This is a genomic window from Thiopseudomonas sp. SA1F2-1K (assembly GCF_057443035.1).
In genome coordinates this window covers 271,300-285,669 of record NZ_CM172014.1, presented here as the reverse complement: position 1 = coordinate 285,669, position 14,370 = coordinate 271,300, and the positions used below count along the sequence as shown (strand labels likewise).

Annotated in this window: 10 protein-coding genes and 1 tRNA gene; 7 read left to right on the top strand and 4 right to left on the bottom strand. The window is 48.5% G+C overall.

What is annotated here, in order from left to right:
* Positions 1-189: 189 nt before the first annotated feature.
* From rpsU to AC2T15_RS01345, 5 genes are all read left to right on the top strand, one after another.
* Positions 190-405, top strand: coding sequence for a 30S ribosomal protein S21 (gene rpsU / locus AC2T15_RS01365; protein ID WP_053101040.1), 216 nt, complete (start codon positions 190-192; stop codon positions 403-405).
* A gap of 229 nt (positions 406-634) precedes the next feature.
* A complete protein-coding gene (gene dnaG / locus AC2T15_RS01360; protein WP_286638609.1) occupies positions 635-2,554 on the top strand; it encodes a DNA primase in 1,920 nt (639 codons plus the stop codon).
* 61 nt (positions 2,555-2,615) lie between these two features.
* Positions 2,616-4,469: an RNA polymerase sigma factor RpoD gene (rpoD, locus tag AC2T15_RS01355; RefSeq protein WP_486778537.1), complete on the top strand. Its 1,854-nt coding sequence runs from the start codon at positions 2,616-2,618 to the stop codon at positions 4,467-4,469.
* Between the two features lie 130 nt (positions 4,470-4,599).
* A tRNA-Ile gene (locus tag AC2T15_RS01350) sits at positions 4,600-4,676 on the top strand.
* Between the two features lie 218 nt (positions 4,677-4,894).
* On the top strand, positions 4,895-5,695 hold the full coding sequence (locus AC2T15_RS01345) for a thioesterase family protein (RefSeq protein WP_486778536.1): 801 nt from the start codon (positions 4,895-4,897) through the stop codon (positions 5,693-5,695).
* Positions 5,696-5,766: 71 nt separating this feature from the next.
* Here AC2T15_RS01345 and ahpF read toward each other — a convergent pair whose 3' ends face one another.
* Complete coding sequence (gene ahpF, locus AC2T15_RS01340; protein WP_286593079.1) at positions 5,767-7,320, bottom strand: alkyl hydroperoxide reductase subunit F; 1,554 nt, start codon at positions 7,318-7,320, stop codon at positions 5,767-5,769.
* Between the two features lie 134 nt (positions 7,321-7,454).
* Complete coding sequence (ahpC, locus tag AC2T15_RS01335; RefSeq protein ID WP_053101035.1) at positions 7,455-8,018, bottom strand: alkyl hydroperoxide reductase subunit C; 564 nt, start codon at positions 8,016-8,018, stop codon at positions 7,455-7,457.
* A 239-nt stretch (positions 8,019-8,257) separates the two neighbouring features.
* Here ahpC and AC2T15_RS01330 point away from each other — a divergent pair, with 239 nt between their 5' ends.
* Positions 8,258-9,490 (top strand): multifunctional CCA addition/repair protein, encoded by a 1,233-nt coding sequence (locus AC2T15_RS01330; protein ID WP_486778535.1) that lies wholly within the window; start codon positions 8,258-8,260, stop codon positions 9,488-9,490.
* On the opposite strand, the gene AC2T15_RS01325 is transcribed toward AC2T15_RS01330, so the two are convergent.
* Both AC2T15_RS01325 and AC2T15_RS01320 read right to left on the bottom strand, forming a co-directional pair.
* Positions 9,487-10,116, bottom strand: coding sequence for a response regulator transcription factor (locus tag AC2T15_RS01325; protein ID WP_053103363.1), 630 nt, complete (start codon positions 10,114-10,116; stop codon positions 9,487-9,489). The two genes, AC2T15_RS01330 and AC2T15_RS01325, sit on opposite strands and share 4 nt — an antisense overlap.
* A 116-nt stretch (positions 10,117-10,232) precedes the next feature.
* Positions 10,233-12,503 carry a PAS domain-containing sensor histidine kinase gene (locus tag AC2T15_RS01320; RefSeq protein ID WP_486778534.1) on the bottom strand — a complete coding sequence of 757 codons (2,271 nt, stop codon included), beginning with the start codon at positions 12,501-12,503 and terminating at the stop codon, positions 10,233-10,235.
* Between the two features lie 193 nt (positions 12,504-12,696).
* Between AC2T15_RS01320 and AC2T15_RS01315 the strand changes: the two genes are divergently transcribed.
* Positions 12,697-14,319 (top strand): acyl-CoA synthetase, encoded by a 1,623-nt coding sequence (locus AC2T15_RS01315; RefSeq protein ID WP_053101032.1) that lies wholly within the window; start codon positions 12,697-12,699, stop codon positions 14,317-14,319.
* Positions 14,320-14,370 lie beyond the last annotated feature (51 nt).

Sequence of the window (14,370 nt, the reverse complement as noted above, 5' to 3'; positions counted from 1 at the left end):
TGCCTACTCAATGAAATAAATAGGCATAATAAGCCGCCACTGCGCTGCAAGCTACCGCTTTATTTATCGAGTTCTTTGCATTTAGTAAAAAAGCTAGGTAGAATTTGCATCCTTAAATACACGGTGTATGTTTTTCTATACAAAACATTACACTTCCCACCGGTTAAATTAGATGAAGGTACGATCTGGATGCCAGCTGTCAAACTAAAAGACAACGAACCCTTTGACGTAGCCCTGCGTCGCTTCAAACGCGCCTGCGAAAAAGCCGGTGTGCTTGCTGAAGTACGCAGCCGCGAGTTTTACGAGAAGCCAACCGCAGAGCGCAAGCGTAAAGCAGCCGCCGCAGTTAAGCGTCACGCGAAAAAGGTTCAGCGCGAACAACGTCGTCGCGAGCGCCTCTATTAATAGAGCGTCCTCGAGACACACTAAAGGCCCGGCTTAGTCCGGGTTTTTGGCGTTTATAGCGCTTAATAAACTCAACGAACCGCCAGTTCGACAATGGCTTTTCCTCCTTTCTCCTTTACTATTCAGCACACACCAAGCAGCTGCACGCCACCCATTGGCTAACCCAACTGCCCGATTTTTTGTTATTTTTCTCGCAACTCAGGCTATTCATTATCAATCTAGGTGGGCTATGGCTGGTTTAATCACACAAAGCTTTATTGATGACCTTCTTAATCGCACCGATATTGTAGAGATTATTGATTCGCGCGTAGCCCTAAAAAAAACCGGGAAAAACTACAGCGCCTGCTGCCCCTTCCATCAAGAAAAAACACCCTCCTTTAGCGTCAGCCCTGACAAACAGTTTTACCACTGCTTTGGCTGCGGCGCAGGCGGAAACGCCCTAACTTTTTTGATGGAACATGATCACTTAGAGTTTCCCGAAGCAGTAGAAGAACTGGCGCGCCGTGCTGGCGTAGAGGTTGAGCGTGAGGCCGCAGGCAGCCAACCGCAAACACCAAGGCAGCCTAAAACCTCACCGCTCTACGGCCTCTTAGAGCAAGCCAATGAATTTTACAAAACCGCCCTGCGCCAACACCCGGCACGCCAAGCGGCGATTAACTATTTAAAACAGCGCGGTCTGTCAGGCCTGATTGCCCGTGACTTTGCCATTGGTTTAGCACCACCTGGCTGGGACAATTTAAGCAAAGCGCTGGCTAACGATGAAAGCCAACGCAGCCTTTTGATTGAAGCAGGACTAGTGGTTCATAATCCTGACAGCCAACGCAGCTATGATCGCTTTCGTGACCGGATTATGTTTCCGATCCGCGACAGCCGCGGGCGGATTATTGGCTTTGGTGGCCGAGTTCTCGGTGACGACAAGCCTAAATACCTTAACTCACCTGAAACCCCTGTATTCCATAAAAATCAAGAACTCTATGGGCTATACGAGGCGCGCCAATACAGCCGCAACCTGAATGAAATTATTGTGGTTGAAGGCTATATGGATGTCATTGCCCTCGCCCAGCAAGGATTACGCAATGCAGTGGCAACACTAGGCACCGCCACCAGCGAAGAACACATTAAGCGTTTGTTTCGCTTAGTACCGACCATTATTTTCTGTTTTGATGGCGATCAAGCCGGTCGCAAAGCCGCATGGCGCGCACTAGAAGCTAGTTTAGCTAGCCTAACTGATGGGCGCTATGTACGCTTTTTGTTTTTACCTGAAGGCCAAGATCCTGACACCATGATTCGTCAAGAAGGCTTAGACAGTTTTAAGCAACGACTCAACTTACAGGCACAATCACTTTCGGAATATTTTTTTCAGCACCTGCAACAAGAAGCAGACCCCAGCACGCCCGAAGGAAAATCGCACTTGGCAGCGCTGGCTAATCCTTTAATCGCTAAAGTGGCCAGCCCTAACTTACAGCTTCTTCTGCAACAACAACTGCAGCAGCTAACCGGCCTACCAATGGAGTCATCGGTTCTGCCTGCTACTGGCTCATCGATAATCAATCAACACACAGACTCGTCACAGAACGAGCTGCCACCTAGCGCGGACTATCACGATTACAGTCAATACTGGCAAGCATCCCAAGAGCTGCCAGCAGAGCCTACAACCCCACAGAGAGTCAACTATCGCCCGCGGGCTTCTAATTATCGCGCCCCCTCACAAAAGCTAGTAGATCCGCCAGAAATTATGGCCTTACGTGCGCTACTACATCGCCCAGAACTAGCACAAAAGCTAGAGCAACAAGAGCGCACAACTCACGCTGATGATTTTTATGGGCAGTTACTCTTGTCGCTGCTCAGCGCGTTACAGAAAAAGCCTGAACTCACCAGCTTTCAACTCATTGCTCGCTGGCATGGCACTGAACAAGGCCGCCTACTGAAAAACTTAGCTGAAAAAGAATGGTTAATTTCTGATGAAAGCCTTGAACAACTTTTTTTTGACACCATCAATCAGTTATCACGCAAACAAGAAGAGCAACGTTTAAATCAGCTCTTGCTCAAATCTTTTAACCAATTAAGTGCTGATGAAAAAAATGAATTACGCACGCTACTTGAGCGACGCGCTTCTTTTACTCACGCTGGCCCAAATGGAAATTTATAAGCTTTTATGGTAAAATGCTTTTATACATTTTTATCGGCCAACCGACTTTGGATAGGGTGATATGTCCTCACAAGCCCAACAATCACGTCTTAAAGAACTAATCGCCCGTGGTCGTGAGCAGGGATACCTGACTTACGCTGAGGTGAATGACCATTTACCTGAAGATATCTCTGATCCAGAACAGGTTGAAGATATTATTCGCATGATTAACGACATGGGCATCAATGTGTTTGAAACAGCACCCGATGCCGATGCGTTACTCCTTGCTGAGGGTAGTACTGATGAAGCAGCCGCTGAAGAAGCCGCGGCTGCGTTAGCGGCTGTAGATTCAGAGCTTGGCCGCACCACCGACCCTGTGCGTATGTATATGCGCGAAATGGGTACGGTTGACCTACTAACTCGCGAAGGCGAAATTGAAATCGCTAAACGCATCGAAGAAGGCATTCGCGAAGTGATGGCAGCCATTGCCCACTTCCCCGGCACCGTTGATGGCGTACTCGCAGACTTTAATCGCGCCATTGAAGAAGGCACTAAGCTAACCGATATCTTCAATGGCTATATCGATCCGGACGATAGCATTCCTGAACCTGCTACCCAAGCGCCCGCTGAAAAGTTGCCTAGCAAAGAAAAAGCTGACAGCGATGATGAAGATGAGGACGAAGAGGAAGAAGCCGAAGAGGAAGAAGAAGCCACCGATGGCGGTCCTGATCCTGAAGTTGCCAAAGAGCGCTTTGGTGCAATTGAAGAGCAACTGGCACACGTTTATAAAGTGCTGAAAAAGCACAAACGCGGAACGAAAGCGGCCAATGAAGCCTTAGCTTTGCTGGGCGAGCTATTTATGCCAATTAAGCTGGTTCCTAAGCAATACGACGCACTGGTTGAAACCGTACGCGAATCACTGACGAATATTCGTAGCCAAGAGCGTGCAATTGCTCAGCTGTGTGTACGTGATGCTCGGATGCCACGCGCTGACTTCCTCAAAGGTTTCCCTAATAACGAAACCAACTTAGAGTGGAGCGACAAGTTTGCCAATAGCAAAGCCAAATACGCTGAAGCTATTGCTGAGTTGCAAGAAGATATTCGTCGCCATCAGCAGTTACTGATTGATATTGAAACTGAAACCGGTCTTTCTATCGCGGAAATCAAAGACATCAACCGCCGCATGTCCATTGGTGAAGCCAAAGCTCGCCGAGCGAAAAAAGACATGGTGGAAGCCAACTTACGTCTGGTGATTTCGATTGCAAAAAAATACACCAACCGTGGCCTACAGTTCTTGGACCTGATCCAAGAAGGTAACATCGGCCTGATGAAGGCAGTGGATAAGTTCGAATACCGTCGCGGTTACAAATTCTCAACTTACGCTACCTGGTGGATTCGCCAAGCCATTACGCGCTCTATTGCGGACCAAGCACGCACCATTCGAATTCCAGTGCACATGATTGAGACAATCAATAAGCTCAACCGTGTGTCCCGCCAAATGCTACAAGAGATGGGCCGCGAGCCTACTCCTGAAGAGTTAGGCGAACGTATGGAAATGAGTGAAGATCGCGTACGTAAAGTCCTAAAAATCGCTAAAGAACCCATTTCTATGGAAACTCCGATTGGTGATGATGAAGACTCTCACTTAGGTGACTTTATTGAAGACGTTACCATGCAGTCGCCAATTGATGTGGCGACCATTGAGAACCTTAAAGAAGCCACCCGTGACGTATTAGAAGGCCTAACCGAGCGTGAAGCTAAGGTGCTGCGCATGCGCTTTGGGATCGACATGAATACTGACCACACCCTAGAGGAAGTAGGTAAGCAATTCGATGTTACCCGCGAGCGGATTCGTCAAATTGAGGCTAAAGCCTTGCGTAAATTGCGCCACCCTTCACGCAGTGAACACCTACGTACCTTCATTGAAGAAAGCTAAGAGTTAAACTGTAGGCAGCCCTTTGCTGCGCTAGCCTGCAGCCACCCTCTGCAGTGTCAAAACCCTCGACTCCTCGAGGGTTTTTTATTTGCGTCTTTTCTAGCAGTCTGTATAATCTACGCCCTGAGTTGGGCCTATAGCTCAGTTGGTTAGAGCAGGGGACTCATAATCCCTTGGTCCACGGTTCAAGTCCGTGTGGGCCCACCATCTCAAAGCCAATTCTGGCAATGTTTAGTGATACCTCTCGCCTGTTTTAATCTCTTATCATATTTCACGCCAGCTAATTTAGCATTACTTGCAGCCATGCCTGCTTGCACCCGCGCTTTTACTTTCCGCCAATACCTCCCTGCTTACGTTAAGGTTAAGCTCTAGGATAGTTGCTAGCCTTTTATAGGCTTTTTCCAATAACAATAAGGATCTACTAGATGGCGGCTTACTATCAGCTTATTCAGCGTGAAACCAATGCAGACCAATCTCAAGTGATTGCCCACTATCAACCGACTACACATGCACAAGGCGCATGGAATCCCCACGAACAACATATGGCGCCGGCTACCGGGATTTTATGCACAGAACTGGAGCAGTTTTCGAGCAATCATGACTTACGGATTGCTCGTATTAGCTTAGATATTTTTGGCTTAATTCCCTTCACTGAATTTACCATTACTACCGAGGTGATTCGCCCAGGTAAAACCATTGAGCTCTTGGAATCGACCATGGCCGCCAATGGCCGCACCTGTATTGTCGCCCGCGCCTGGCGAATTCAGATTCAAGATAGCAGCGACGTAGCCGGCTTAGAGGATTCAGCTATTTTACAGCCTGAAGATTATCCTGCATGGCAAGGGATGGAGCGCTGGGCAGGTGGTTTTATTCAGTCGATAGAAACACGTGCGAATCCTGAACGCCGTGCCGGTAAAGGTATTGTTTGGATTAACACCCCCGTGGCCATGGTCGCTGGGCAAAACACCTCAGATTTTAGCCATCTAATGGGCCTAGTTGACACCGCTAATGGCATAGTTCCGCGCCAAGAAGGTGAATTTGTGTGGGGTTTTCCAAACTTAGACTTGCAAATTCATCTGCACCGCTTACCCCAAGGCCAGTGGCTCGGACTAGAAACCGTGCAGCAATATGGCACTGATGGCACAGGCTTAACCAGCTCGGTACTGCATGACTGTCAGGGCCCTTTTGGCCGCAGTGAACAAATTCTTACCCTGCGTAAACTATAAGCCGATTATTGTTTACAAAAAAAATCCCGCCACCGAATAAGGTAGCGGGATTAATTAGTGCGCTAGTTGAGTTACGAGCGAATTAAGTAGTCAAAAGCACTCAAAGAAGCAGTTGCACCTTGGCCTACCGCAATCACAATCTGCTTGTAAGGTACAGTAGTCACGTCACCTGCAGCAAATACGCCAGGAATGCTGGTTTCAGCACGGTCATTCACCACAATTTCACCCCGATTGGTCAGCTCTACGGTATCTTTCAACCACTCACTATTTGGCAGCAAACCAATCTGCACGAAGATACCTTCTAGCTCAATGGTGTGTAACTCTTCAGTTGCACGGTCTTTGTAAACCAACGCAGTCACTTTACTGCCATCGCCTTTTACTTCCGTGGTCAGCGCATTCTTAATCACAGTCACGTTTGGCAAGGTAGCAAGTTTTTTCTGCAATACTTCGTCCGCCCGCAGTTTGGTATCAAACTCAATCAGCGTCACCTCAGACACAATACCCGCTAAATCAATCGCCGCTTCAACGCCCGAGTTACCACCACCAATCACCGCAACACGCTTCCCTTTATACAAAGGACCGTCACAGTGCGGGCAGTAAGCTACACCGCGGGTACGATACTCTTGCTCACCCGGCACATTCATTTCGCGCCAGCGAGCACCCGTGGACAAAATCACTGACTTAGCCTGTAACTGAGCGCCCGACTCAAACTCAAGGGTGTGCAAGCCACCTTTCTCAGCCGCTGGAACTAAACGTGTGGCACGCTGTAGATTCATAATATCCACTTCGTACTGACGCACATGCTCCTCCATTGCTCGCGCCAGCTTTGGCCCCTCAGTTTCTTGAACTGAGATAAAGTTCTCAATCGACATCGTATCGAGCACCTGTCCACCAAAGCGTTCAGCCGCAACACCAGTACGAATGCCTTTACGCGCAGCGTAAATTGCTGCAGCAGCACCAGCAGGACCACCACCAACGACCAATACATCGAAGGCTTCTTTTTGGCTGATTTTTTCCGCTTCACGGGCCACGGCACCGGTATCTACTTTGGCTAAAATTTCTTCGACGCCCATTCGGCCTTGGCCAAACATCTCGCCATTTAGGAAAATCATAGGCACCGACATCACTTGACGCTGCTCGACTTCTTCTTGGAACAATGCCCCATCAATCGCTACGTGCTTAATTTTTGGGTTAAGCACCGCCATTAAGTTCAGTGCCTGTACCACATCAGGGCAGTTCTGGCAGGACAATGAGAAGTAAGTTTCAAACTGCATCTCAGTGTCTAAATTTTTGATTTGCTCAATCACATCTTGCGCCAACTTAGAGGGATGACCGCCCACTTGTAACAGCGCCAGAACCAAAGAAGTGAATTCATGACCCATAGGAATACCAGCAAACGTTAAGCTGATATCGCCATTAATGCGATTTAAGTTAAACGATGGCTTACGCGCATCCTGCCCATCTAAACGCAGAGTAATTTTGTCACTTAAGCTCGCGATTTCCTCAAGCAAGCTTTTTAGTTCAGCAGACTTGGCACCTTCATCAAGGGACGCAACGATCTCGAAGGGCTGCGTCACCTTCTCTAGGTAGGCCTTTAATTGAGTTTTTAAATTAGCGTCCAACATGATGACTCCTCGTCTTCAATCCACAAATTTTTGATACAAAAATGCCCGAGCCATTCATGCCCGGGCATTCGGACACTTACTGAAAATCAGTAAGTTAGATTAAGTTAACCTAGGTTAAGCTCAACCTGACCTACTTAGATCTTACCTACAAGGTCTAAAGAAGGTGCTAGTGTTTCTTCGCCTTCTTGCCACTTAGCAGGGCAAACCTCACCTGGGTGAGCAGCAACGTACTGAGCCGCCTTGATTTTACGCAGAAGCTCTTTAGCGTCACGGCCGATACCACCTGCGTTCACTTCAACGATCTGAATTTTGCCTTCTGGATCAATCACGAAGGTACCACGATCTGCTAGACCTGCTTCTTCAATCATGACGTTGAAGTTGCGAGTAATCAGACCAGTTGGGTCACCAATCATTGGGTATTGGATCTTGCCAATAGTGTCTGAAGTGTCGTGCCACGCTTTGTGGGTGAAGTGGGTATCAGTAGATACTGAGTAAATTTCTACGCCTAGTTTTTTGAACTCTTCGTAGTTGTCCGCTAAGTCGCCTAATTCAGTTGGGCAAACAAAGGTGAAGTCTGCTGGGTAGAAGAAAACTACAGACCACTTACCTTTTAGGTCAGCTTCAGTTACTTCAATGAAGTCACCGTTGTGGTAAGCCTGTGCTTTAAATGGTTTTACTTCGCTATTGATGTAGGACATTTCTGACTCCTTTGGGGTTAAGAACGTTATGGCAGTTATACTACTTAACCTAACGTGCTTTGGATAATTGAATGTTGGCATCGCTTTAATAGATTAAAACTATCAACAACCAACAATCGATAAACTTTTAGCATCATAGCTATTTATAGCAAGATAACAACCTGCAATGACAGTTTTTCTACAGTTGGGTTTAAATTATCTTTTTCTATGATGACTGTTCACACAATATGGGGGCGAGGATGCAAATTTTCAAGGTGGGCGGCGCAGTTCGTGATTATTTATTGCAACGCCCCGTAACAGATGTTGACTGGGTGGTGGTCGGCGCCAGTGCAGAACAAATGCTAGCTCAGGGGTTTAAGCCAGTAGGCAGTGATTTTCCTGTGTTTTTACACCCTACCACCCAAGAAGAATATGCCCTGGCCCGCACCGAACGTAAAACCGGGCATGGCTATGGCGGTTTTACCTTTCATGCCGCACCCGATGTTAGCCTAGAGCAAGATTTAAGTCGCCGCGACCTCACCATTAACGCCATGGCTCAAGCCGCCGATGGCAGCATTATTGATCCTTTCAATGGCCAGCAGGATTTAGCCCAGCGTGTATTACGCCATGTTTCCGCAGCCTTTACTGAGGACCCTTTGCGAGTATTGCGGGTAGCACGCTTTGCTGCACGTTATGCCGAGTTGGGCTTTCAAGTGGCCCCAGAAACCCTGCATCTGATGCAGCAACTCGCTGAATCAGGTGAGCTCAATCACCTAACCGCAGAACGAGTCTGGCAAGAAACTCGACGCGCACTGATGGAACCACGCCCAGACGTGTATCTACAGGTACTACGTGACTGCGGCGCACTTAAGGTGCTGCTCCCGGAAGTTGATCAACTGTTTGGCGTTCCGCAACGAGCCGAGTTTCATCCAGAAGTGGATACCGGCTTGCATACGCTTTTGGTGTTACAACAGTGCGCACGCTTTGCGCAACCATTGATTGTACGCTGGGCTTGCTTACTGCATGACCTAGGCAAAGGCTTAACCCCAGCTGATATTCTGCCTCGCCATCTAGGCCATGAAAGCCGTGGCTTAGCGTTAATCAAACAAGTGAATCAACGACTTAAAGTGCCCAGCGAAATTGCCCAGATGGCGCTTTTAGTCAGTGAGTACCATACCCACTGTCATCGCGCCCTAGAACTGCGCCCGCAGACCTTGCTAAAGCTACTGCAAGCCTTTGATGTTTACCGTCGTCCAGAGCGCCTAGCGCAATTTGTTGCAGCTTGTGAAATGGATGCCAGGGGCCGCTATACCTTTGAAGATCGCGCCTATCCACAAGCCCAGTATTTATTAGCCGCAGCTCAAGCGGTCAAAGCGGTAAGCCCCCAAGCCTTATTAACCCAGGGCTATCAAGGCGCAGCCTTAGGTGAAGCTTTGCAGGCCGCGCGTTTAGCAGCATTGAAAGACTTTAAGGCAGCACAGCCCGATGCTTAGCCGCGCAAATTAAGCGGATCAACTAAGCCTGCTGCAATCACCATGCCCACTAAATCAGGCAGAGTGCTGGCTTGCATATGCTTCATCACCCGTGAGCGGTAAAGATCAATGGTTTTCACACTGACCGATAACTGCTCAGCAATTTCCCGGTTAGTAAAACCTTTAACCAAGGGCAGTAAGACGTCTTTCTCCCTTGGAGTTAAGCTATCTAAACGCTGCTGAATCACTGCTAAACGGGCATCGGCAGTATAACTATAGGCCTGACCGGTCAAAGCCGACTGGACACTGTCGAGCAATAATTGCTCGTTATAGGGTTTTTCAATAAAGTCGACAGCGCCGGCGCGAAAGGCGCGTACCACTATCGGCACATCCGCATGCCCGCTCACAAAAATAACCGGCAAGTGAATATTTTGTTGGCGCATGCTTTCTTGTACGTTTAATCCGCCGAGCCCCGGCATCCGCACATCTAAAATCACACAGGCACAGGCGTTAGGATCACACTTTTGCAAAAATTCTTGGCCACTGGTAAAAGCATGCACTGTTAGGCCGATGGACTCTAACAACCAAACGGTGGAGTCCAACATTCCTTGCTCATCATCTACGACATACACTATTTGTTGGGTCATGCTTAACCTTTTACTCAATTAGTAAGATAGCGCTGTACCAGCCTACGGCGTCCTTATGACCAGTGACAGCGAGATAAATAACATCTATTGCCATTGTACTTGATTTTCAACAGAGGTCACTTTGTCAGCAATGACGCAGTTGTTGCCTTTTCACGTAGCGGTAAACAGCAACTAAACATTAAGCCGCCACTGTTCAAGCGTCGCACATTCAGCTCGCCGCCAAAGCCTTCAACAATACTACGACTCATTGATAACCCAAGCCCTAATCCATCCTTTTTTTCCGTATAAAAGGGAGTAAATAACTGCTCAAGATTCGCCTGTTGCCCACCACCGCCTTGATCACTGACCTGAATCATAATTTGCTGCTGCTCAGTTAAACTGGCACGCACCTGAATCTCTGAGGCGCTATTGGGCAAGGCTTGATGGTTCGCTTCCATGGCATTGCGAATTAAGTTAAGCAGCACTTGCTCCAATAACACTCGATCGGCATAGATAGCCGGTAATTGCTCGGGTAATTCGGTGGTGATACTGATTAGCCAGCTTCCTGCTTGCCACTGACATAAGCGCACTGCTTCATGCACCACCTGTTGCACCGACAGCGCTTGCAGTCGCCGTGGTTCTTTACGCAATAAGGCGCGCAGCTGCTTGATTACCTCGGCGGCATGTTGCGCATGTTCGTTAATCCGCTGTAAACCTTGGGTCACTTTTGCTAAAGATTCATCTGCTGCCGCTTGCTGCAAATAACGCAAGCTGGCATTGGCATAATTCATAATGGCTGCCAACGGCTGATTCATCTCATGGGCAATCCCCGAGGTCAGCTCACCTAAAGTAATTAAGCGCGCGGTATGGGCCAGTTCTTCTTGATGTTTACGCTGCGCCACCTCATGTCGCTCACGCTCAGTCATATCCCGTGCCACCAACGAATAATAGCGCTCACCGGTCCGTCCACGATGTGCCAACAGCACCAAGGAAGCAGGAAAACTGGTACGCCCCTGTAGTGGCTGTAAGCGCACTTCAGCGCTCCACACCCCGGTGGTTTCTGCTTGCTGCCAGCCAAGGGTGCGTAGCCGCTGATAATCTTCCGCCGCTAACACCTGCTTAATGGCAAAGGTTTGCTCGGCTGCAACCTGCAAGGCTTTTTGCGCCGAGGGATTGGCCCCACTGACCCAACCATCGGGGGCTAAAAACAAAATTAAGTCGGTGTTGGCCTGCACCACTTCAGCTAGCCGCTGACGATGCTCTTCAATCAATACTCGCCGCGTAATATCACGGGAAATGCTGACAATTTCTACCACACTGCCGGTGTACGTTTCGCGAATTGCCCGACTTGCCGTTTCAAACCAGACATAGTGGCCCTCACGATGCCGAGCACGCCAAGTCATGGTGTAATAGCCCTGCTGACTTAAGGCGTTATAGGCGCTGTGCATCTGCGCCGCGTCATCTGGGTGAAACAGCGATAAACCTTGCATACCGCGCATTTCTTCTGGCCAATAGCCAAGTAAACTCCAAGATGCAGGTGAGGCATCAATAAAACAACCATCCGGCGCATGGCGCGAAATCAAGTCCATACTGTTTTCAGTAATCAATCGGTACAGACGCCAAGCTTGGGCGGCCTCTCGATTCACCTTGACCGTTTGGCTGACATCCTTACCCCGCACCAGCACCTGCTGCTGATCTAAGATTGGAATATAGGTCCAGTGCAGTATTGTATCTTGATAACTGAACTCCACCTCTTCAATGGCGCGCTCTTGCAATAAACTTGAGCGCACTAACGCGCGGTGATTACTGGGCAGTAACTGCGCTAACTCGGCTTGGGTTTGTGTTAACAAGCCTTGCAGCGCCACATTTTGCTCGGCCAGATCACCATTAGCCAACACCCGCAAACTTGGCTGTGGATCTTTAACCAAGTCACACTGCTGCTGCAATAACTGCTCACTCGCTTGCTGAGCTGCGACTAAACTGGCGACTAATCCTTGCACCCATTGCCGCTGATCTGGCTTAACTAACTGAATCACCAGCAACCCTTCACCAGACGCGGCAAATTCAAAGCGCTGTAACAACCAGCCTTTAGCCTCCAAGCACTCACTTTGTGGCGCCTGATTGCTCGTAGCCGCTGCATTTAGCAGCTGCTGTCTAAGCTCGGCAGCAGATAAATCTGGGGCATAGTCTTCAAGTAATTGTGGCGCCTGATTAGTCACTGGAAGATAGTCACTCTGTTCTGGCTGCCAAACATAATACGCCGCCTGCTGCACCGCTGGGCTGGCTAAACAATAGTTTTCTAAAGCGGCCAAACATAGAGTTGGCACGGCGGCTGAGCGTTGCAGACGCAAAAATTCCAGCATCTTATCAGCGCGTTTTTCAGCGGCTACAGGGCACTCAATATCCATGGTTACTCACTTAAAAAACCTTATAGTACAACACCTATAAAACCTTGGTTTAACTACCATAATGCACCGAAAATAGCATATAAATACCCTATTCTTAGCCTATGGCCAGATAGATTTTACGGAAATCTCTGTATTAAGTCTGTTATCCCATAGAAGTAACTGCTGTTTTGCTAGTAGGTTCCTAGAGCTTTTTATGTCGATGTACGAGCTAGGTCTCGAGAAAACCCCTGCCAACTACCTTGCATTAAGCCCGATCAGCTTTATTGAGCGTAGTGCTGCTATTTACCCCCACTACCCTGCGGTCGTTCACGGGGCGCTTCGCCGTACCTGGTCTGAAACCTATCAGCGTTGTCGACAACTGGCCTCGGCTTTAGTTGAGCGTGGTATTGGCTTAGGCGATACCGTCTCAGTATTACTGCCGAACATTCCAGAAATGCTCGAAGCTCATTTTGCAATTCCTATGGCTGGCGCAGTGCTTAATCCTCTAAATGTCAGACTGGATGCCAATGCGATTGCCTTTATGCTAGAGCACGCTGAGTCGAAGGTACTGATTGCTGACCGAGAATATCATCACACCGTTAAAGCGGCATGCGCTAAATTACAGCACCCGCCCTTAATTATCGATGTGAATGACCCTGAATATGGCGATGGCTTACCAGTTAGCGACCTTAATTACGAAGCTTTTTTAGCCGAAGGCGACCCTCTCTTTCAATGGTCACTGCCAGAAAATGAATGGCAGGCAATTTCGCTAAACTACACCTCCGGCACTACCGGCAACCCTAAAGGCGTGGTTTATCATCACCGCGGCGCCTTTTTAAATGCCACGGGCAATCAAATGTCTTGGAGCCTAGGTACGCACCCCGTGTATCTCTGGACCTTGCCCATGTTTCATTGCAATGGTTGGTGCTACCCCTGGACTATTACCGCGTTGGCCGGCGTACATGTCTGTTTACGCCGCGTTGATCCACAAAAGATCTTACACCTCATTCGCCAAGAAAAAGTGACCCACTTTTGTGGAGCGCCGATTATTTTAAATGCCCTCATCAGCATGCCTGAATCCGCCAAAGCGGCGATTGAGCATCCAGTGAGTGTGATGGTGGCCGGCGCTGCACCAGCGGCAAAAATTATTCATGATGCCGAGCAAATGGGCATTCAAGTCACCCACGTTTATGGGCTGACTGAAGTTTATGGTCCTGCCACTTATTGTGCTTGGAATAACGACTGGGATTTACTCCCCGCCGATCAACGTGCCGAAGTCAAGGCTCGCCAAGGAGTGCGCTATCCGACTATGGAAAACTTAATGGTCGCGGACTCAAAAACTTTAGCCCCTACTCCTGCTGATGGCGTAACTATTGGCGAGATTTTTATGCGCGGCAATACAGTGATGAAGGGCTATCTAAAAAACCCTAAAGCCACTCAACAAGTACTGGCCAATGGCTGGCTTAACAGTGGCGACTTAGCCGTGCGTCACCCTGATGGCTATATCGAGATTAAAGATCGACTCAAAGATATTATTATTTCTGGCGGAGAGAACATCTCCAGCCTAGAAATAGAAAGCGTGCTGTACCGCCATCCTGCAGTACTAGAAACGGCGGTAGTAGCCCAACCCAACGCTCAATGGGGGGAAATCCCCTGCGCTTTTATTACCTTAAAAGCTGGGTTTTCGCATATTACCAGTGAGCATATTAAACAGTTTTGCAGCCAACACTTAGCTGCGTTCAAGGTTCCAAAAACCATCATTTTTGATGATTTACCTAAAACCTCCACAGGCAAAACGAAAAAGTATCTGTTGCGAGAAATCGCAAAAGAGCTTTAAGCAATTCTGTGTGAGCTCTTCAATAACAAACCAACAATAAGCAATAAAGGC

What these genes read in the sequence shown, in the direction of transcription:
- AC2T15_RS01325 (WP_053103363.1), bottom strand. Translation starts at nt 10,116, where the DNA reads ATGACCCAACAAATAGTGTATGTCGTAGATGATGAGCAAGGAATGTTG.
- AC2T15_RS01345 (WP_486778536.1), top strand. Translation starts at nt 4,895, where the DNA reads ATGGCGGCTTACTATCAGCTTATTCAGCGTGAAACCAATGCAGACCAA.
- AC2T15_RS01330 (WP_486778535.1), top strand. Translation starts at nt 8,258, where the DNA reads ATGCAAATTTTCAAGGTGGGCGGCGCAGTTCGTGATTATTTATTGCAA.
- AC2T15_RS01320 (WP_486778534.1), bottom strand. Translation starts at nt 12,503, where the DNA reads ATGGATATTGAGTGCCCTGTAGCCGCTGAAAAACGCGCTGATAAGATG.
- rpsU (WP_053101040.1), top strand. Translation starts at nt 190, where the DNA reads ATGCCAGCTGTCAAACTAAAAGACAACGAACCCTTTGACGTAGCCCTG.
- dnaG (WP_286638609.1), top strand. Translation starts at nt 635, where the DNA reads ATGGCTGGTTTAATCACACAAAGCTTTATTGATGACCTTCTTAATCGC.
- ahpF (WP_286593079.1), bottom strand. Translation starts at nt 7,320, where the DNA reads ATGTTGGACGCTAATTTAAAAACTCAATTAAAGGCCTACCTAGAGAAG.
- rpoD (WP_486778537.1), top strand. Translation starts at nt 2,616, where the DNA reads ATGTCCTCACAAGCCCAACAATCACGTCTTAAAGAACTAATCGCCCGT.
- ahpC (WP_053101035.1), bottom strand. Translation starts at nt 8,018, where the DNA reads ATGTCCTACATCAATAGCGAAGTAAAACCATTTAAAGCACAGGCTTAC.
- AC2T15_RS01315 (WP_053101032.1), top strand. Translation starts at nt 12,697, where the DNA reads ATGTCGATGTACGAGCTAGGTCTCGAGAAAACCCCTGCCAACTACCTT.